At 65.1% G+C, this 18,928-nt stretch carries 17 protein-coding genes; 8 read left to right on the forward strand and 9 right to left on the reverse strand.

Annotated features, from left to right (window positions below; genetic code table 11):
- The first annotated feature begins 18 nt into the window (after positions 1–18).
- The gene (locus tag CFE35_RS10885) at positions 19–1,290 is read left to right on the forward strand and encodes an amidohydrolase family protein (protein WP_292930620.1); all 1,272 of its coding nucleotides are present in this window, start codon (positions 19–21) and stop codon (positions 1,288–1,290) included.
- Between the two features lie 15 nt (positions 1,291–1,305).
- On the opposite strand, the gene CFE35_RS10890 is transcribed toward CFE35_RS10885, so the two are convergent.
- Positions 1,306–2,109, reverse strand: coding sequence for an acetoacetate decarboxylase family protein (locus CFE35_RS10890; protein ID WP_292930621.1), 804 nt, complete (start codon positions 2,107–2,109; stop codon positions 1,306–1,308).
- 129 nt (positions 2,110–2,238) lie between these two features.
- Here CFE35_RS10890 and CFE35_RS10895 point away from each other — a divergent pair, with 129 nt between their 5' ends.
- The gene (locus tag CFE35_RS10895) at positions 2,239–3,126 is read left to right on the forward strand and encodes a fumarylacetoacetate hydrolase family protein (RefSeq protein ID WP_292930622.1); all 888 of its coding nucleotides are present in this window, start codon (positions 2,239–2,241) and stop codon (positions 3,124–3,126) included.
- Positions 3,127–3,176: 50 nt separating this feature from the next.
- Positions 3,177–4,193 carry an AraC family transcriptional regulator gene (locus CFE35_RS10900; protein ID WP_292930623.1) on the forward strand — a complete coding sequence of 339 codons (1,017 nt, stop codon included), beginning with the start codon at positions 3,177–3,179 and terminating at the stop codon, positions 4,191–4,193.
- Here CFE35_RS10900 and gabT read toward each other — a convergent pair.
- From gabT to CFE35_RS10915, 3 genes are read right to left on the reverse strand one after another with little or no spacing between them, the layout of a single operon-like run.
- Entirely contained in the window at positions 4,190–5,485 is a 1,296-nt protein-coding gene (gene gabT, locus CFE35_RS10905) for a 4-aminobutyrate--2-oxoglutarate transaminase (protein WP_292930624.1), read from the reverse strand. The two genes, CFE35_RS10900 and gabT, sit on opposite strands and share 4 nt — an antisense overlap.
- Positions 5,482–6,894: an NAD-dependent succinate-semialdehyde dehydrogenase gene (locus tag CFE35_RS10910; RefSeq protein WP_292930655.1), complete on the reverse strand. Its 1,413-nt coding sequence runs from the start codon at positions 6,892–6,894 to the stop codon at positions 5,482–5,484. Before CFE35_RS10910 ends, gabT begins: the two co-directional genes overlap by 4 nt.
- Positions 6,895–6,915: 21 nt before the next feature.
- Positions 6,916–8,085 (reverse strand): hypothetical protein, encoded by a 1,170-nt coding sequence (locus tag CFE35_RS10915; RefSeq protein ID WP_292930625.1) that lies wholly within the window; start codon positions 8,083–8,085, stop codon positions 6,916–6,918.
- 210 nt (positions 8,086–8,295) lie between these two features.
- On the opposite strand from CFE35_RS10915, the gene CFE35_RS10920 reads away from it, so the two are divergent.
- Together CFE35_RS10920 and CFE35_RS10925 are read left to right on the forward strand one after the other, a co-directional pair.
- Positions 8,296–9,297, forward strand: a complete 1,002-nt coding sequence (locus CFE35_RS10920; RefSeq protein WP_292930626.1) for an AraC family transcriptional regulator — start codon at positions 8,296–8,298, stop codon at positions 9,295–9,297.
- A gap of 15 nt (positions 9,298–9,312) precedes the next feature.
- A complete protein-coding gene (locus CFE35_RS10925) occupies positions 9,313–10,164 on the forward strand; it encodes a type 1 glutamine amidotransferase (protein WP_292930627.1) in 852 nt (283 codons plus the stop codon).
- 231 nt (positions 10,165–10,395) lie between these two features.
- Here CFE35_RS10925 and CFE35_RS10930 read toward each other — a convergent pair whose 3' ends face one another.
- Positions 10,396–11,250, reverse strand: coding sequence for a 3,4-dihydroxyphenylacetate 2,3-dioxygenase (locus CFE35_RS10930; RefSeq protein ID WP_292930628.1), 855 nt, complete (start codon positions 11,248–11,250; stop codon positions 10,396–10,398).
- 155 nt (positions 11,251–11,405) lie between these two features.
- On the opposite strand from CFE35_RS10930, the gene CFE35_RS10935 reads away from it, so the two are divergent.
- Genes CFE35_RS10935 through CFE35_RS10945 form a run of 3 tightly spaced genes read left to right on the forward strand, consistent with a single transcriptional unit; the run spans position 11,406 to position 15,479 of the window.
- On the forward strand, positions 11,406–12,671 hold the full coding sequence (locus CFE35_RS10935) for a cytochrome P450 (protein ID WP_292930629.1): 1,266 nt from the start codon (positions 11,406–11,408) through the stop codon (positions 12,669–12,671).
- 11 nt (positions 12,672–12,682) lie between these two features.
- Positions 12,683–14,008: a glutamine synthetase family protein gene (locus tag CFE35_RS10940; protein ID WP_292930630.1), complete on the forward strand. Its 1,326-nt coding sequence runs from the start codon at positions 12,683–12,685 to the stop codon at positions 14,006–14,008.
- A 10-nt stretch (positions 14,009–14,018) separates the two neighbouring features.
- A complete protein-coding gene (locus tag CFE35_RS10945; RefSeq protein WP_292930631.1) occupies positions 14,019–15,479 on the forward strand; it encodes an aldehyde dehydrogenase family protein in 1,461 nt (486 codons plus the stop codon).
- Here the strand turns inward: CFE35_RS10945 and CFE35_RS10950 are convergent.
- The 4 genes from CFE35_RS10950 to CFE35_RS10965 are packed head-to-tail and all read right to left on the reverse strand — an operon-like array spanning position 15,476 to position 18,729.
- Positions 15,476–16,126, reverse strand: coding sequence for a TorF family putative porin (locus tag CFE35_RS10950; protein ID WP_292930632.1), 651 nt, complete (start codon positions 16,124–16,126; stop codon positions 15,476–15,478). The two genes, CFE35_RS10945 and CFE35_RS10950, sit on opposite strands and share 4 nt — an antisense overlap.
- Positions 16,127–16,151: 25 nt before the next feature.
- Positions 16,152–17,459, reverse strand: a complete 1,308-nt coding sequence (locus CFE35_RS10955; protein WP_292930633.1) for a S8 family serine peptidase — start codon at positions 17,457–17,459, stop codon at positions 16,152–16,154.
- A complete protein-coding gene (locus CFE35_RS10960; protein ID WP_292930634.1) occupies positions 17,456–18,178 on the reverse strand; it encodes a hypothetical protein in 723 nt (240 codons plus the stop codon). The genes CFE35_RS10955 and CFE35_RS10960 overlap by 4 nt, the downstream gene beginning before the upstream one ends.
- Entirely contained in the window at positions 18,175–18,729 is a 555-nt protein-coding gene (locus tag CFE35_RS10965; RefSeq protein ID WP_292930635.1) for an RNA polymerase sigma factor, read from the reverse strand. The genes CFE35_RS10960 and CFE35_RS10965 overlap by 4 nt, the downstream gene beginning before the upstream one ends.
- Positions 18,730–18,928 lie beyond the last annotated feature (199 nt).

An 18,928-nucleotide genomic window follows, 5' to 3' on the forward strand; every position in this document is an offset into this window, starting at 1 on the left:
AGATGGGAAGCACAGCGTATGAAGGCCCCGATCAAAACAGCCCCAAAGCTCTTTCTTGCTTTGGCCCTCACCCTCCCCGCCGCCGCCAGCGCAGAACCGGTCCGCACTCTGCTCCGCCCCGCGCAAGTGTTCGACGGCACCGATCCCGCGCCCCATCCCGGCTGGCAGGTGCTGGTGGAGGGCGACAAGATCGCCGCCGTCGGCCCGAACCTTGCCGTACCGCCAGAAACCACCACCCTTGATCTTCCCGGCCAGACGCTCATGCCCGGCATGATCGAAGGCCACGGCCACTTGTTTCTCCACCCTTACAACGAGACTGACTGGGACGATCAGGTCCTCCACGAACCCCTCGCCCTGCGCACCATCCGTGCTGCGAAGGCGGCTGAAACCACGCTGAAAGCCGGCTTCACCACGGAGCGTGATCTCGGCACCGAAGGCGCAGGCTATGCCGATGTCGGCCTGAAAAAAGCCATCGACAGCGGCCTCACCCCCGGGCCCCGCCTGCTCGTCACGACCCGCGCCATCGTTGCGCAAGGGGCGTATGGACCCAAGGGGTTCGAGCCGGGCATGACCATTCCCCAAGGCGCAGAAGAAGCCAGCGGCGTGGAAGGCATCGTCCGCGCGGTGCGCAGCCAGATCGCGGCGGGCGCGGATGTCGTGAAGCTCTATGCCGATTACCACTACCGGCCGGGTGAACCCAGCCTGCCGACCTTCAGCCAGGCCGAAATGGACGCCGCCACTGCCGCAGCGCACGATGCGGGCCGCACGGTCGCGGTTCATGCCGCAACCGCCGAAGGGATGCGCCGCGCCATCGCCGCAGGGGTCGATACTATCGAACACGGCGATGAAGGCACGCCCGCCGTTTTCAAGGCCATGGCGGCCAAGCGCATCGCCTATTGCCCCACGCTCGCCGCCTCCGAAGCCATCGCGCGCTATCGCGGCTGGAGCGGCGCGGAGCCTGCACCGGCCAGCGTGGTGCAAAGCCGCGCCGCCTTGCGTCTCGCGCTCGCCGCTGGCGTGCCGATCTGCATGGGCGGCGATGTCGGCGTGTTCGCCCACGGGGAGAACGTGCGCGAGATCAATGCGATGGCCGCCGCCGGAATGACTCCCGCCGCCGTCCTGATCGCCGCCACCTCGGGCAATGCGCAGGCCTTCCGCCTCACGGATCGCGGCGCGGTTAAGGCAGGCCTGCTTGCCGATCTCATCGCCGTCGAAGGCGATCCAACGCGCGACCTTTCAGCCCTCACCCGCATCAAGCTGGTGATGAAAGGCGGCGCGCCAATCCGCTAGGAAGGCGCGCCTTGATCAGACGAGGTTGTTGCGCGCCAGCGTCGTCCCCGCGCGCCACGAAGCGCCTACTTCGTGCCAGTATCCGGCGATCTTTTCCTGCGGCGCGATATCGAGCAGTTCTTCCACCGGCGAATCGAAATAGGTGAGGTCAAACTCGCCCTTGAAGCAGCGGCCCAGCTCCACGTTGAAGCTCGACATGGTGACGACCTCGTTCAGGCTCTGCGTCCCGTCGGTCTCGATGGTGGGCAGCCAGCGGTTGTGCGCCATCGGCAGGCCGTTGACGAAGCCGGGCTTCTCCGCCGCCTCGGTAATCGTGAAGCGCCCTTCGGCCAGCCGCCGGTCAAACGCCGCCAGCGTTACGCCGAACGTCCCGCCCGGCTGCAAACGCGGTCCCGCCTTGCCGACATAGACCGGGCGGCTCATCTGGATCGAGCCGAGCTTCTTCGGGTATCCCTGATGCTGGCCGCGCAGCATCGCGAATTCCTTGTCCACCCAGATGTAGACGCAGCGCGACCAGGTCTTGCCCTGGAACTTGCAGCGCACGACGATGAACATTTCCTTGTACTGGACTCGCACCGGATCAAGCAGCTGTGCCGGATCGTCCCCGGTCGATTGCCAATCCGCCCAGATCGCCGCCACTGCGCCGGGATCTTCATCGGCCAGCGTGAAGCCTTCGGGCAAGAGCGCGGCGACCTTGGCCGGATCGGTGCGGTATTCCAGCGTGATCAGCTCGCCCGAATAGTGCCACGGCACCGGCGGCACGATGCTCGCCTTGCCGCTCGGCGTGCGCGGATAGAACAGGCCCTTCAGGTCGCTCATGGATACCTCGTATGAATGTCTCGTCCGTCCTTCTAGCGCCCCTGCCCTCCCAAGCTTGGCCGCAGCGGCCAATGCCTGTGGCGCTTGGGACCGCTAAGGCGTAGCACAACTGGAAACGAGGGCCTCACGATGACCACCGAATACCGCCGCATCCTGCTCGATGGCTACCCCATCCTCACCACGCGCCACGGCGACGAGCTCGTGACGAAAGACGGCCGCAGCATCGGCGTCGATGAAGCGGTGCACCTTGCCCCCTGCAACCCCAGCAAGATCATCTGCGTGCACCTCAACTACGTCAGCCGCGTGAACGAGTTCATCACCAAGCTACCGCCCGCGCCGACCTATTTCCACAAGCCGATCACCGCGCTCAACACGCACAAGGGCGCGATCGTGCGCCCCGAACGCTGCAAGTACCTCAACTACGAAGGCGAGATCGCCATCGTCATCGGCCGCAGCTGCCGCAACATCTCGCCCGATGAAGCGGCGGACTACATCCTCGGCTACGCCCCCGCCAATGACTACGGTCTCCACGATTTCCGCGATACCGATGCCGGATCGATGCTGCGCGTGAAGGGCTCAGACACGCTGTGCCCCATCGGCCCCGGCCTCGTCACCGGCTGGGATTTCCGGAACAAGCAGATCCGCACCATCGTCAACGGCGAGGTCAAGCAGGACGGCAATACCAGCGAGATGGAGTGGGACATGCACTACCTCGTCGCCGATATCGCCCGCACGATCACGCTGGAGCCGGGCGACGTGCTGCTTTCGGGCACGCCCGCCAACAGCCGCCCGGTGCAGCCCGGCGATGTGGTGGAAGTCGAAGTCGAAGGCCTGGGCAAGCTGACCAACACCATCGTCCACGGCCCCACCCCGATCCGCGACGATTGCGGCGCGCAGCCGACCGAGTCCGAAGAAGTCATCTCCACCGCGATGGGCGGCGATTGGGAATTCCGCGGCAAGCGCGCAGCAGGCGGCCAGGGCGCGGCTTTTTATGAATCGGCGCTCGACAAGAAGTGATGTGGTTCGGGGCGGCTTGTCTGCGCCGCCCCGCCTGATACGCTGAGCGGATGGCCGAGCCTCAGATCGCCGCGCAGTTCCTTCGCCACGTGGCCAATTGTGTCGAGCTGACCGGCCATTCGGCGGCAGGCCTGCTGGCGCGGATCGGCGTCACGCGCGAAGTGCTGGAAGACCCGGACGGCCTGATCCCGCTCGCCAACTTTGTCTCGTTCTTCGAGGACGCGGCGGAATTGGTGCGCAATCCGCATTTCGGCCTGCATGTTGGGCGCCTTTCCGGATCGGACAGCCTCGGCCCGTTGAGCTTCCTGTTCCTCAGCGCGCCAGACCTGCGCACCGCCTTCACCAGCTTCACCCGCTACCTTTCGGCCATGCAGCAGGCGAGCCGAAACCAGTTCATCGATGAAGGTGGCTGGGCAACGTTCTCCTACGGTGTGCTCGATCAGTCGCTCACCCGGCGCAGGCAGGATGCGGAATACTCCATCGGGGCAATGTTCAGCCTTGCCCGCCATTTCACCGGCGGGGAAATCGAGCTGCGCGAAGTGCGCTTCGAGCACGAACGCGTCGGCGATTATGCCCGCTACCGTGACTACTTCGGCTGCGACGTGTTCTTCGAGCAGGATTGCAACGCGATTGCGATGGACGGCCGCTACCTCGATTTGCGCGGCCGTGTGCTCAGCCCCAGTCTCCATCCCATTCTGGAGGAGCACTTGCGCCGCCTTGCCGGGCGCAAGGGCAGCGGCTCCCTGGCGGACGCGGTGAAGGCCCTGATCGAAGACGCCCCGCTCGATGCGCCGCCGCCGCTGGCAGAGCTTGCCGCACAACTGAACCTTTCCGTGCCCACCCTGCACCGCCGCCTTGCCGCCGAAGGCACCAGCTGGCGCGCGCTGGTGGCTGCGAACCGCATGGAAACCGCGGCCCGCTTGCTGCGCACCAGCCGCCGCAACGTGAGCATGATCGCGCTCGATGTGGGCTTTGCGGAAAGCGCCAGCTTCACGCGCGCGTTCGCCCGGCATTTCGGTGTCTCGCCCGGGCGTTACCGCAAGGGCGAGACACCGCGCAGCGGTTAGCCCGCCACGCGCCGCATCACGCCGGTCAGCCGCTCCATCGCCTCGGCCAGCAGATCGTCCGGCATGGTCAGCGCAGGCAGGAAGCGCACGACATTGCCGCGCATCCCGCACGAAAGCAGCAGCAGCCCGTCCTTCGCGCCTTCCTGCACCACGGCCTTGGTCAGTTCCGGGTTCGGACGATCCGGATCGCCATCGTGGACGAGTTCCATCGCCACCATCGCGCCGGGGCCGCGCACATCGCCGATCACGCGCATCCCGCCCTGTTGCAACGCGCGCAGCGTGCCCTTGATCGTGTTGCCGATGGCGACGGCGCGTTCGCACAGGTTGTCCTCGGCAATGATCTTGAGGACTTCGAGCCCCGCCACGCACCCCAGCGGCGAGCCGCCATAGGTGCCGCCAAGGCCGCCCGCATCAGGCGCGTCCATGATCTCAGCCTTGCCCATCACGCCCGAAATCGGGAAGCCGCCCGCCATGGCCTTGGCGATGGTCATGATGTCCGGCGTCACGCCGGTCGCTTCACGCACCCAGTCCATCGCGAACATGCGGCCCGTGCGTGCAAAGCCCGATTGCACTTCGTCGGCGATCAGCAGGATGCCGTGCTTGTCGCAAATCTCGCGCAGCGCGCGGAAGAAGGCGTAGCTTGCGGTGTAGAACCCGCCCTCGCCCAGCACCGGCTCGATCACGATGGCCGCGACGGCGGACGGTTCGATGGTGGCAGCAAACAGCGCCTGCAGCGAAGCGACGGCCTGCGCTTCATCGAAGCCGTGGTACGGGATCGGAAAGCGCGTGTGGTGCACATCGCCCGGCAGCGGGCCGAACCCGGCCTTGTAGGGAAGCACCTTGCCCGTCATTGCGAGGGTCAGCAGCGTGCGGCCGTGGTAGCCGCCCTGGAACGTCACGATCCCGCGCCGCCCAGTGGCCATGCGCGCGATCTTCACTGCATTTTCCAGCGCCTCTGCGCCCGTCGTCAGGAAGATCGTCTTCACCGGCCCTTCGATGGGCGCGGCGGCATTGAGTTGTTCGGCCAGCGCAATGTAGCTTTCGTAAGGCGTCACCTGAAACGAGCAGTGCGAGAACTGATCGAGCTGGCGCTTCACCGCATCCACGATGCGCGGGTCGGAATGGCCGGTGTTGCACACCGCGATCCCGGTCGCGAAATCGATGAAGCGGTTGCCTTCGGCATCGAACGCTTCGGCATTCACGCCGCGTTCGAAGAAGTGCGGATGGATCGAGGAGACCCCGCGCGGCACGGCGGCGGCGCGGCGCGCCAAGAGATCCTGATTGCTGGTCATCGGCCAATTCCTCCCATGAGGCAGTATTTGAGTTCGAGATATTCATCGAGGCCGTGGCGCGATCCCTCGCGGCCAAGGCCGGATTGCTTGATGCCGCCAAACGGCGCGACTTCGGTCGAGAGGATGCCGTCGTTGACGCCGACCATCCCGTATTCGAGCGCTTCCATCACCCGCCACACGCGGCCCAGATCGCGCGCGTAGAAATAGGCAGCGAGGCCATAGGGCGTATCGTTGGCGAGGCGCACCGCCTCGTCCTCGTCCGCAAAGCGGATCAGCGGCACCACGGGTCCGAAGATTTCGGAGGTGGCAATCGCCATGTCGCCGCGCACGCCTGCCAGCACGGTCGGTTCGTAGAACCCCGCGCCCACGTTCGAACGATTGCCGCCCAGCAGCGCGGAGGCTCCGCCCGCCAGCGCATCGCGCACGAGCGCATCCACCTTGTCGACCGCAGCGCCGTTGATCAGCGGGCCGATGGTGGTGCCAGGCGCGGCGCCATCACCCACCACCAGCGCCGCAACCTTGGCACGCACGCGCTCGACAAAGGCATCGTAGACGCCGTCCTGCACCAGCACGCGGTTGGCGCAGACGCAGGTCTGCCCGGCATTGCGGAACTTGGAAGCCATCAGGCCATCGGCGGCGGCGTCGAGATCGGCATCATCGAACACGATGAACGGCGCGTTTCCGCCGAGTTCGAGGCTGAGGCGCGTCACGTTCTGGGCCGCCTGCGCCATCAGGATCTTGCCGACGCGGGTGGAACCGGTGAAGCTCAGCTTGCGCACCTTGGGATGCTCGCAAAACAGACTGCCGACGCCCGCCGGATCGTTCGACGGGGTGACGCGGAACAAGTTAGCGGGCACCCCCGCCTCGCGCGCCAGCGTTTCGAGCGCGAGGGCGGAGAGCGGCGTCGCCTCGGCGGGCTTGACCACGATGGAGCAGCCAGCCGCCAGCGCCGGGCCAACCTTGCGGGTGATCATCGCGATGGGGAAGTTCCACGGCGTGATCGCCGCGCAGGTCCCGACGGGCTGCTTGATCGTCAGCACGCGCTTGCCATTGGCAAACGTCGGCACCGTCTCGCCATAAGCGCGCTTGGCTTCCTCGGCGAACCATTCGATGAACGATGCGCCATAGGCCACTTCGCCGCGCGCTTCGGCCAAGGGCTTGCCGCATTCGGCGGTGATCAGCGCAGCCAGCTCTTCCTGCCGCTCCATGATGAGCGAATACCAACGGCGCAGCACAGCGGCGCGCGCCTTGGCGGTTTCAGCCGCCCACGCGGGGCGCGCGGCATCGGCGGCATCGATGATCGCGCTGATTTCGGCGGGTGCATAATCGCGCACCGTGGCAATCAGCGCGCCGGTGGCGGGGTTGATGACGGCAAGGCCGGTGCCATCCGGCACGGTTTCAAACACGATAGGGTTCCTCTGGAAACGGGATCAGGCGGCGGAGAGCGCCTGATGCTTGCGAATAGGGATGAGCAGCAGCGCATAGCTCACGACGAACAGCGCCACGCACAGCAGTTCTGCCGAGCGATAGCCGGTGCCGTCAAGCAGTTGCGCGGCAATCAACGGGCCGCCGCCAAGGCCGATCATCTGCATCATGATCGCGAAGGCCATCATCCGCCCGCTTTCATCGAAATCGCAGACGCGGCCAAGAATGAACGGCAGCACGAAGTTCCACAGCACGTTGAAGCCGCAAACGCCGACGACGAACAGGGTGAGACTGGGTTTCCCGATCAGCAGCGCAATGCTCGCCGCGCCCGCCAGAATCCCGAAGGCAATCGCGCCATTGCGGCTGATATGCCCCGCCAGAAACACCGACGCGAGCGCCCCGCCGACGGCAAGGATCTGCGACAGGAACAGCGCATCGGCCACGGATTGCTCCGCCAGCCCCGCACCGATGCCAACGAGGAACAGCACGGCCCACGCGATGCCTTGTGCGATATTGTAGGCCAGCACGCCCGCCAGTGCGACGACCAGCAGCGGCATCGCCAGTTGCCGTGCTTCGGGATTGACCATGTCCTGCGCCGAATAGGCATGGGGCAGGAACGGCAGGGTCAGCAGCGAGGCGAGCGACAGACCTGCGAAGCCGATGAACATCGCATCAAGGCCGTGGCTGCTCAGGAAATCCGGCAGATACCACAGGCCGAATGCGCCGTACGTCAGCAGCAGGGTGAGGTAGAGCGCAAGGTTGCGCTCGGCCCGGATGGTGACGCCGACGAACGTGAAGCTGATCGAGGTGATCGTCCCCTCGCCCAGCCCCGCCACGAACCGCGCGGCCTCGAACTTGCCGCCCAGCCCAGCGCCCAGCGACGCAAAATCGCCCGCCGCCGCGATGAGGAGCCCGCCCGCGACGACCCAGCGCCAGTTGATGCGAGTGCCCCACACGGCCATGAAGATCGTCGCCAGCGCCACGCCGAGCATCTCGACCCCTGCGAGGTTGACGGCGGTTGCCTCATCCACCTTGAGCTGGGTGACATAGCCCTGCACCACGCCGGGCTGGATGATGAACGAGAGCACGCCGATGGTGCCGAGGATAACGGCGCACAGGATCGCGGGCCAGCCATTGACGTCGATGTCGCGCGGCTTTGGGCTTGCTGCCAGCATCTGCTCATTGTCTCCCCGTTATGGGGCTGTGCTCTTGCATGGGTGCCCCCGCCACGCTTGGCAGGATCGGACATTCCGCGCCGCGCGTCCATGCCTCAGTTCGCGATCTTTCAGGTCATCAATTGATGTTTTGGATCAATATTCGTTTACCCCGAATCGCTTAGCCTCGGCGCACGGCAACACGTGAACGTGTGCCCCCGGGGAGAAAACATGGCACCAGCGACCGTCCGCGCCGCCGCAATGAACGGCTGGGAGAGCTTTCTGGAAGACCGCGCTGCCGCACCCATGCTGAGTGACGGCCCGCCTCCGGAATCCATGCTGCTCGCGGAGTTCGTCCGCTTCTCCGAGGAGGTTGTGCGGCGCACGCGCGATGTGGCGATCCCCTGGCTCGCCGGCGGCAACTACGATCTCGCCGCGCTCGGCCCGCTGGGCGATGCGATCAATTCTGCGGGGCGCGTGGGTTCGGCGCTGCGGCGGCTGGTCGATTACTTCTCGCTGCTGCAGGATTGCACCGATATCCGGCTGGGGCTTGAGGACGACATGGCCTCGGTCAGCTACCGCATTCTCGATCCCGATATCTGGCCGCGCCACCACGATGCCATGTTCACGCTGGGCATCGTCAGCCAGATCCTGAAGCGCGGCACAAGCGGGCGTCCGGGGGGCGGCTGGGACAAGATCGAGTTCGCGTTCGAGGCGGAAAGCCACGAGATGCGCGGGGATATCGGCAAAGTCGTCTGCGCCCCCTGCACTTTCGGCGCGGATACCAACCAGATCCGCTTTCCCGCCATGCTGCTCGATCTCGCGCTTCCGGCGCAGGCCAATCCGCCGGTTTCGGATGCCCGCCAGCTTACCCGCTCCATCGTCAGCAAGCGGCGCGAAACCCCGCTGGTCGACCGGCTGAGCCAGATGGTGCTGCGCGATCTCAATATCGAGGCCATCGAACAGGAACGCCTCGCCCGCGAGATGGGCATGTCGAGCCGGACCTTGCGCCGCAAGCTGACCGAGCAGGGCTCCTCGTTCCAGCAAGTGCTCGATGAATGCCGGATGCGGCAGGCGGAGTTCGAGTTTCGCGTGCGGCCCGATTTGTCGATCGCGCAGATCGCGCTAAGGCTGGGCTATGCCGAGCACAGCAATTTCACCCGCGCCTTTCACCGCTGGAGCGGGATTTCGCCGCAGGCCTACCGCGCGAACCTTGCCGCAACGGCACACTGATTTTCAGGACAAGCCATGACACGCCCAATACCCCGGCTTCTGCTGCTCGAAGGCAACACCGCGCCCAAGCGCGCCCGCGCCCACGAACTGGGCGTGCGCACCTCCAGCGAAATCTACATCGAGGCGATTGCCGCGCATTATCCGGATATCGCGCTCGATGTTCTGAACGGCGCGGACGAGGGCGAGATGATCCCCGGCGGGCGGACCTGGAGCGAGTACGCAGGCTTCGTCGTCACCGGCTCGGCGCTCCATGCCTATGACACCGATTTCGCGGTGACCAACCAGATCGAACTCCTGAAGCAGGCGGCCGAGGCGGGCCTGCCCGTGTTCGGCTCGTGCTGGGGCCTCCAGATCGCAGCCATCGCGGGAGGCGGCGAAGTGGCGTTCAATCCGCGCGGGCGCGAAGTGGGCTTTGCGCGCAAGATCCTGCTCAATGAAGCGGGCCGCGCCCACCCGATGTTCAAGGGCAAGGCGGCGGTGTTCGATGCGCCCTGCATCCACTACGACGAAGTGATCCGCCTGCCGGAAAATGCCACGTTGCTGGCTTCGAATGCGCATAGCGAAATTCAGGCGGCGGTAATTCCGCTGGGCCGCAGCGAAGTCTGGGCGGTGCAGTATCACCCGGAGTTCGATCTCGCGCAGTTGGTTCAGCTCTACACGCTCTATGCGGACGACATGGTCGCGCAGGGCTTCTTTGCCGATGCGGCCGAACTGGTGGCGTACCGCGACAAGCTTGCCGCACTGGCTGCCGATCCGGCAAACGCAGGGTTGGCGTGGCAGCTGGGCGTGGACGAGGACGTGCTGGACGACCGCACGCGCCGCGCCGAAATCCTTGCGTGGATCGAGGCGAAAATTCTGCCGAGCTAAGCAATCGGCTCCCCAGTCATCTGGGATGGAAAGTCACCGCACAAAAATCGGCCCGTCGGCCCGTGCTTGACACGGGGCTTGGCTAGCCTTTGCCGCCAAGCAAAGCCAAGGCCCGTGTCAAGCACGGGCCGACGAAAGCTGTTTGAAGGAAGAACTGAACTTCAGTTCGACCAAACCCACCGTCAATCCCGCCTTCGCGGGAATGACGAGGTTGAGAGCAAGGCAGCCAGCCTACATATCAAACCACACATGCACCTGGCTCGTGCCGGTCGCGTTCTCGTAGTCCGAGAACTGCCGCCCCTTCGCCTTCCAGTCGCGCCCGCCGCATGCCGCCGCCATCATCAGGTAGTGACCGAAGCGTGCCTCGGGCGCATGACGCAGATAGTCCGGCATCGTATCGATTACCGCGGCATGGTTTCCTTCGGCAAACCAGCGCAGCCGCTCCAGATCCGCCTCGCGCGCCTCGGACGTCGAGATGTGGATGGGGTCGGATGCCTCATGCTGCGCGATCTGGTCAAACGGCCAGAACCGGTGGCTCATCGAACCGCTGGCGATCAACACCACGCGCTTGTCCGATTCGCGGATCGCCTGCCCGATCCCCGCGCCCACGCCGAGGAAGTTGTGCGGCTCGCCGGAATAGGCGTGGCTTACGGAAATCCACTGTTCGTCGCCTTGCAGGAAGGTGGAAAGGTTCACCGTGGGGTAGTGCATCGGGAGGTAGGGATCATCGTTCGCGGTCGTGCGCACGCCGTGTTCGCTCGCGCGTTCCGCCATCGCGAAGGCCAGCTCGGGGCAGCCCGGAATATCGTAGGGAATCTGCTTCATGCCGCGCGGCAGCTCGTCCGACGTGTAGCGCCCCGTCCGCCGCGCGTGGGCAGCGATGCAGAACTCCACGATGGTGAACCAGTGCGTGTCGAACAACACGATCACATCGGGCTTCAGCTCGTCCAGCACTTCGCTCTTCAGCCGGTGAAGCCCCGGCACGAGGCTGATTTCCTTGCCTTCGTTAAGCTCGTAGCGGTCCGCTTCCGACATCATGATGGTCGGCGCATGTGCCACCAATCCGGCTCCGATGATTTCACCCATGCTGCGGCTCCCTGTGCTGCGATACGCCGCCTCAATAGGGCTGCCGCGCGCGGACAAGAAGGCCTCTGAAGCCATGGCGCCGCACTCTGTCCGGTTATGCCAAGTCCCTGCGCCCCGCTCTCGCCTAACCCATGCTGCAACTGGAGAGGTTTCCTATGCCATTTGCCTTCTCGCGCTCGGTCGATCCCCATGTCGATCTGTCTTCGCTCGATGCCTTCAACGACGGCGCGCCGTTTGAAACGTTCGCCCGTATGCGCCGCGAAGACCCGATGGCGTGGTCCGAGATGACGAGCGGCGAGAAGGGCTTCTGGTCGGTCACGCGCCATGCCGATCTGCTCGAACTCAACCGGCAGGCCGATCTGCTGTCCTCGGCGCGCGGCATCCGCATGGAAGACCAGTCCATGGAGGAAGTGGAAGCGCGCAAGACCTTCCAGGAAACCGATGCGCCGCACCACCGCGGCTTCCGCGCGCTCGTATCCAAGGCGTTTTCCAAAGGCTCCGTTGCGCAGTTCGAGGACCAGATCCGCAAGATCGTGACGCAGCTGCTCGATGTCGCGCTGGAGGAAGGCGAATTTGACGCGGTCGACCGCATTGCCCGCCGCCTGCCCATGCAGATGCTCGCGCAGATCATGGGCGTGCCGCAGGAAGACGGCCCGTTCCTCGTCGAAAAAGGCGATGCGCTGATTTCAAACAGCGACCCGGACTACACCGATTTCGTGGTCGATCAACTGGACAGCGATGCCTACCGCATGTTGCCGTTCCGCTCGCCCGCCGCGATGGACTTGTTCGATTATGCCAACAAGCTGCTCGACCGCATGGACGCGGGCGAGCAGATCGGCGTGCTCAATCTTGTGCGCGAGCCAACCAACAGCGGCACGCAGATGTCGCGCGACGAGTTCCGCAATTTCTTCTGCCTGCTCGTCGCCGCAGGGAACGACACCACGCGCTATTCGATTTCGGCCACGATCCATGCGCTGGCCAACGATCCCGCGCTGCTGAAGCGCCTGCAGACCGGGGACTTCCACAGCTGGGAAGGCGCAGCGGACGAGATGATCCGCTATGCCTCGCCCACCACGCACTTCCGCCGCACCGCGACGCGCGATTTCACCTTCCACGGCAAGGACATCCGCGAAGGCGACAAAGTGCTGCTGTGGTTCCTTTCGGGCAACCGCGACGAGACCGCGATTGCCGATCCGTACCGCATCGATCTTGGCCGGGAGCGCAATCCGTTCCTCGCGTTCGGCCAGGGCGGCCCGCATATCTGCCTTGGCATGTGGCTCGCCAAGCTCGAAGTCGCTATCGTGATGCAGGAACTGGCCAAGCGGCTGACTGCCATCGAACAAGTCGCGGATCATGCCTACCTCCGCAGCAATTTCATTCACGGCATAAAGCATTTGCCGGTACGCGTAACGGCGCGCTGAAGGGGAGAGAGATGAACCGCATGTCGAAGATCGAACCGGGCGAAGTGCGCGCCGCACAATTTGAACGCTGCCGCATCCTGTTTGGCGACCAGCTCAATCTCGCGCGCGGCAAATACGTGCCGATGAGCGAGGCGGCCAAGGGCCATGCGCGCATGTGCGTCGGCACGTTTGCCGTGACCTATGACAAGGCGCTGGTGGCCGCGCCCGGCGGCGGGCTGCTGACCGGCTTGCCCGACATGGAAGTCACGTTCGATCCCGCTGATCTGCGCCCTTCATGGGAACCGAACACGCAGATCGCGCTGGGTGCCTTGCGCTTCCAGAACGAACCCTTCGCCCTATGCGGCCGCTCGGCGCTGGCCCGCGCGATCGAGGCGTGGCGTGCGCGCGGGCTTGATCCGATGGTCGGGATCGAAATGGAAGCGTATGTCTTTCAGCGCGGCGCGGATGGCAGCTGGGTGCCTTATGAAACCCCCGGCGCGTTTGTCTATGGCACCGGTCCGTTTGCCGATCCGGCAGGCCTGATCGAGGAAGTGTGGGCCACGGCAGCGGCCTGCGGCATTCCCATCGAATCCATCAATGCCGAATATGATGCGCCGCAATTCGAACTCACGCTCCGCTTTGCTGATGCGATGAAGGCGGCGGACGATGCGTTCCTGTTCCGCCAGATGGCACGCGAAGTGCTCTACAAGCGCGGCTACCTGCTCTCGTTCCTGCCCAAGCCCTTTGCCGAGAAGAGCGGCAGCGGCCTGCATTTCAACCTCAGCTTCACCGGCGCCGACGGCAGCAACGTGTTTGCAAACGATGTCGCCAGCGGCACGCTTTCGCCCACCATGCAGGGCGCGATTGCCGGAATGCTGCACCATCACGAGGCGCTCTCGGCGATCATGGCCCCGCTCACGCAGAGCTACGCGCGGCTCCAGCCCGCCAGCCTTTCGGGATACTGGGCCAACTGGGGCATCGACCACCGCAGCGTGACGGTGCGCGTCTCTGCCGAAACCGGCTCTGCCGCGCGCGTGGAGCATCGCCTCGCCGATTGCGCCGCCAGCCCCTATTTCGCGATGGCTGCGCTGCTGCAATCGGCGCTGCTGGGCATCGAGAACGGCTATGAATTGCCGGGCGAGGAAGTGAACGACGGGCTGGAGACGATTAGCACCGATCGCCACACCCCGCACGATCTGGGCTCTGCGCTCGATGCGCTGGAGGCAGACACCGTGCTGTCTGCCGCCATCGGGCAGGAGCTGATCGACAACTTCATCGCGATCAAGCGCGAGGAAGTGCGCATCCTCGAAGGCAAGTCGGACGAGGAACAACTCGCCTACTACCTCCACTACATCTGACGGGAATCTCATGGCAGGCCGGATCGACATCGACGGGGTTTCCGTCTCCCCCGACCATTTCATCGGCGGGGAGCGGGTCAGCTCGCCCGAAACCTTCGAGACGCGTTGCCCGTTCGATTGGGACCGCAAGCTGGCCGATATGGCGCGCGGCGATGCGCAAACGGCGGCTCATGCTGCACAGGCGGCCAGCGCAGCATTTCCGGCTTGGGCGGCGCTCACGGCAGCCGAGCGCGGAGCCTATCTGCATCGCCTCGCCAATCTGATCGAGGCCAATGTCGAAAAGCTCGCCATGGTCGAATGCCTCGACATGGGCATGCTGCTCGAAAGCCTGCGCCTGCGCGTGATCCTGCGCGGCGCGGCCAATTTCCGCAATTACGCCGATCTTGCGACGGATCACGAAGAACGTGTGTGGTCTTCGCGCGGCACGCTCAACCGTGTGATCCGCATGCCCGCAGGCCCGGCGCTGATCATCACGCCGTGGAACGCGCCATTCATGCTCTCCACATGGAAGTGCGCGCCTGCCCTCGCTGCGGGCAATACCGTGATCCTGAAACCGGCGGACTGGTCGCCGCTATCTGCTTCGGTGCTGGCCGATCTGATCGCGGAAGCCGGTTTCCCGGCAGGCGTGTTCAACATCGTGCAAGGCCTCGGTGCAGAACTGGGCAATGCGCTCACGTCCGATCCCCGCATCAAGCGCATCAGCTTTACCGGCAGCGTGCCCACCGCGCGGATCATCGGCAAGGCGGCGGCGGAAAACATCGTGCCGTTCACCGCCGAACTGGGCGGCAAATCGCCGCTGCTGGTGTTTGCCGATGCAGATCTCGATGCTGCAGCGAAAAAGGCAGCCGGGCAGTTCGATGATAGCGGTCAGGTCTGCATGGCCGGCACGCGCATCATCGTCGAGGACAGCATCAAGGACGCGTTCCTCGAAAAGTTCCATGCCTATACCGACGCGCATGTGATGGGCGACAGCCGCGATCCGGCCACCACGATGTCAGCCCTCATTCACCCAGTCCATGCGGAGCGCGTTCTCGGCTTCATCGACCGCGCGCGGGCGGCGGGCGACACCATCGTGCGCGGCGGCAAGCGGTGGAAGGAAGGCGCAAACTGGATCGAACCCACGCTGATCGTGCCGAAGGACAACCAGAGCGAAGTCGTCCAGAGCGAAGTGTTTGGCCCCGTGCTGACCTTCCAGACCTTCAGGGATGAAGCCGAAGGCGTGGCGCTGGCGAACTCAACCGCCTACGGCCTATCCGGCATTGTCTACACCGGCAGCGAAGAACGCGCGCAGCGCGTCGGCCGGGCGGTGCGCGGCGGCACGGTGTGGGTCAACACGTTCCTGGTCCGTGATCTGACTGCACCCTTCGGCGGCATCGGCATTTCCGGCATCGGGCGCGAGGGCGGTGACTACGCGCTCGATTTCCACTCCGACCTCAAGACGCTGCAAATTCTTGAAGGCAGCGTTTCCTAGAAAGCGTAAGCCGCCGAGGCGAAGACCCGCCCGCGCCCCGTGTCGCTGTAGACCGGATAGTTGGTGGCGTTGATACCGAGCGACAGGAACAAGGGGCCGACCGGGCGGCTCACCGTCAGGCGCCAATCCTGATAATGGCGCAGCGCACGGCTGCGTGCACCCAGCTCGTGCGGAATAAGCGAGAGGCCCGCATGCCCATCGAGCTGCCACTTTTCGTGACGCAGCAAGGGCGCGTTGATTTCGGCATAGAACGAAGTTCGGCCATCGACGAGATAGTCCGGCGAGACATAGACCCGCGCCCGCGCGCCGCCGACCCCCAACCCGACGAAGCCTTCGAAAAAGCCCCGACGATAATCGCGGTCCGTAATCCGGGCATAGCTGCGATGGATCACACCCACTTCATACGAGAGCGAGCCATGGCGCTGCGCAAAGCCGACGTACTGCACGGCAGCGCTGACGCGCGGCTCCTTGATATTCAGCGCAAGCGTCGCGCTAGCCCCGGCAAACAGTCCGGAACCGGAATCGAGGCTTATGCTGGCAGACAGGGCCGGATCGGCGCTGCTGATGCTTTCGCCCCGGAACATCTCGCTGGAACTGAGGCTGATCGAGCCTGCGACCTGCGCATGAGCAGGCACCGCCAGCGCCATCAAGCCTGCAAAAGCCAGCCCGGCTTCAGCGACCCGTCTCGCACGAGGGAACGTCAAGCCGCGAGGCCCGCCCGACCAGCGCGCAGGCATCGATCAGGCCGCGCGGCCCGAGCAGGGCCGCAGCCGAAGTTCCCCGACCGGATCCGGAGAGCTGGCGCAGCAAGGCCGCGAGCCCGCTGACATGGGCAGCGGCGAAAGAACTGCCGCTGACTACACTCCATTTTCCCTCCGGCTCCGTCGTCGGCACATCCTGACCCGGCGCTATGTAGACGGCAGGCTCGCCTGCTGACAAGCGCGCGGCGGCAACCGGGACCACTCCGGATACAAAAGCGGGAAAACTGGCGCGCGGATTGCGGGCATCGACGGCCGCGACAATGGTGATGCCGCGCGCAACGCCGAGGTCGATCAGCCCCGCCAGCAATCGGTCGGCAGGGCCGGTGAGCGAGAGATTGATGACGTTCGCCCGGTTCTCGATCGCGAAAGTCAGCGCTTTGGCGAGGCTGAGCGTATCGCACACCGTGGTGCCGCCCAAGGGGCGCTCCCAGCAGGCGCGCAGGCCAAGAATGCGGGCGCCGGGCGCAACCCCGGCGATGCCCAAGCCATTGCCCGGCCGCGCGCCGATGATCCCGGCAACGCCGGTGCCATGCCGCTCCGCCGCCGGATGTCCCGGTGCAGCAAAATCGCGTGAGGCGGCGATCTGGCCGGCGAGATCGGGGTGGCTGGTATCGATCAGGCTGTCGATGATCGCGATGGTCACGCCCTTGCCGGTGGCCTGCCGATGGAGCGGCGCAAGGTGCCAGGGCTGCGCCAGCGTCAACCTGTCGTTGTAAGCGGACTTGTCGCCCTGCCCGGCAGCAGCGCCCTGCATGTTGAATTCGTTGAGCGGCTGCGACCACGCAACGCCAGGCAAGCTGGTCAGTTCGGCCGACACCACATTGGGCGGGCGCCCGTCGCGCACTTCCATCACCACGCAATCCACACCGACAAGCTGCATCGGCCAGCTTTCGACCACGCTCAGTCCATGTTCCCGCGCGATCTTGCGCGCGAGCCGAAGCCGCGCCTGTTCGCCCATCGCATCGCCGTAGCTGCCGCCATAATCACCGCCCGCCCGGTAATGTTCGGCACCGAGCCGCAGCATGACCATCACCCGGGAAGGTGCAGCCGCAGCGCTATCAGCAGGCGGGGCCTGTACATCGACACTTGGCGCTTCAACCGCCCGCGCTTCTTCTGCATGCGCAGTTTGCGTGCTGCCCGCCCCGGCAACCGCGCAGACCACAAACAGGCCTGCCACAACAAGGCTGCGAGCGCGGCGTTGCGGACGCTGGCGAATCATTGCGGCGCTCCATCTATCGGTTCAGCCATGATCACACGCGGCTCGCTGCGCAGCGCGGCCAGCACGGCAGCCCGCCGGCCGGGTGCCACGAAAGCCTTCCACGCACCGGCAGCATTGGGCGCGCCCAGCAACTGAACGTGTGCTGCCGAAGCGATCTTTCCAGCTTCGCTTGCCGCCACGCCGGGCGCAAATCGCAGGAGCGCATTGGCTTCGTGTGCCGCCGCATCGGGGGCAGAGCCGAGGGCCCGATAGTCTGCACCGGAGTAGTCTGCACCGGAAACGTCGGCCCGGTCGCCCGGGCGGCTGACCACGACCACGGCAAGACCTACACCGGCGACCAGCGCCAGCTGCGCTGCCATCCGGAAGAAACCGCCGCGAGCGCGCACCATCGGCGCGGGCGCGGAATTGCGGCCCGCGCGTTCCTGCCGCACGGCGGCGAGATCGACCACTCCGGCGCTGCGCATTTCGTAGACTGAAGCAGCGTTCACCGGATCGGGCGCCAGGCCCAGCCGTTCGAGCAAGGCTGCCGGTATCGCGGTTTCGGCAGGCACCGCCGCGCGCACCAGATTGTCGATATGGTGCAAGCGTTCAACGCGCCGGGCGAAGGCTTCATCACGCGCGGCAAGCTCAGTCATGCGTCGGGCTCCTTCATCATCCAGCGTACCATCGAGCCAGGCGGAAATCATCTCGTCCGCAGGCATCTGATCTTCGGGTTTCATGCCGCAACCATCCTTTCGGGCCCACGCCGGACCCAGGCATCCACAAACTGCCGGGCACGCGAAAGCCGGCTCATCACCGTACCGATCGGAATGCCGAGCAGATCGGCCGCCTCCCGGTAACTTTGGCCATCGAGCACGACCGCGCTCATCACCGCATTCAATTCGGGGGCCATCGCTGCCAGCGCACCGCGCACCGCTTCAAGCTCGGAGCGAAACTCCATTCGCTCGAGTTCATCTTCACCAGGCAGTTCGAAAGCCGCTTCGATATCAACCGTGATGCCGCGCGTCTTCTGGCTGCGGAATTGATCAATATGCAGGTTGGTCGTCAGCCGGAACAACCAGTTTTCAAGGCTCGTTCCAGCTTGCCACTGATCGAGCCTCGCCAACGCCCGCTCGACTGCCGCCTGGAGCAGATCATCACCGCGATCGGCATCCCCGCCAGCAAGCCCCCGGCAGAACCGCCGCAGACGCGGCAGGAACGCGACAATGCGCGCGCGCAGCGCGTCCTGACCTTCCAGGGCGGAATTGCCTCGGGAAATACTGTTGGTCATCGTGCTTCCTGTGTTCCTGCCACTTCAAACTCAACGAGCCACAAACGGAACTATTCTGCACCACTCGCAAAAAAAATTTTCTTCCGGTTAACGATTGGCGATTAACCACCGAGAGCGCCGCACCGGGCGGGATAGCAAGCGCGAATAGCGGGCAAGGTGGCATGTCATCCCGGCAGCGCAACATTAAAAAACAATTCTG

It is taken from the genome of Novosphingobium sp. PASSN1, from assembly GCF_002278815.1.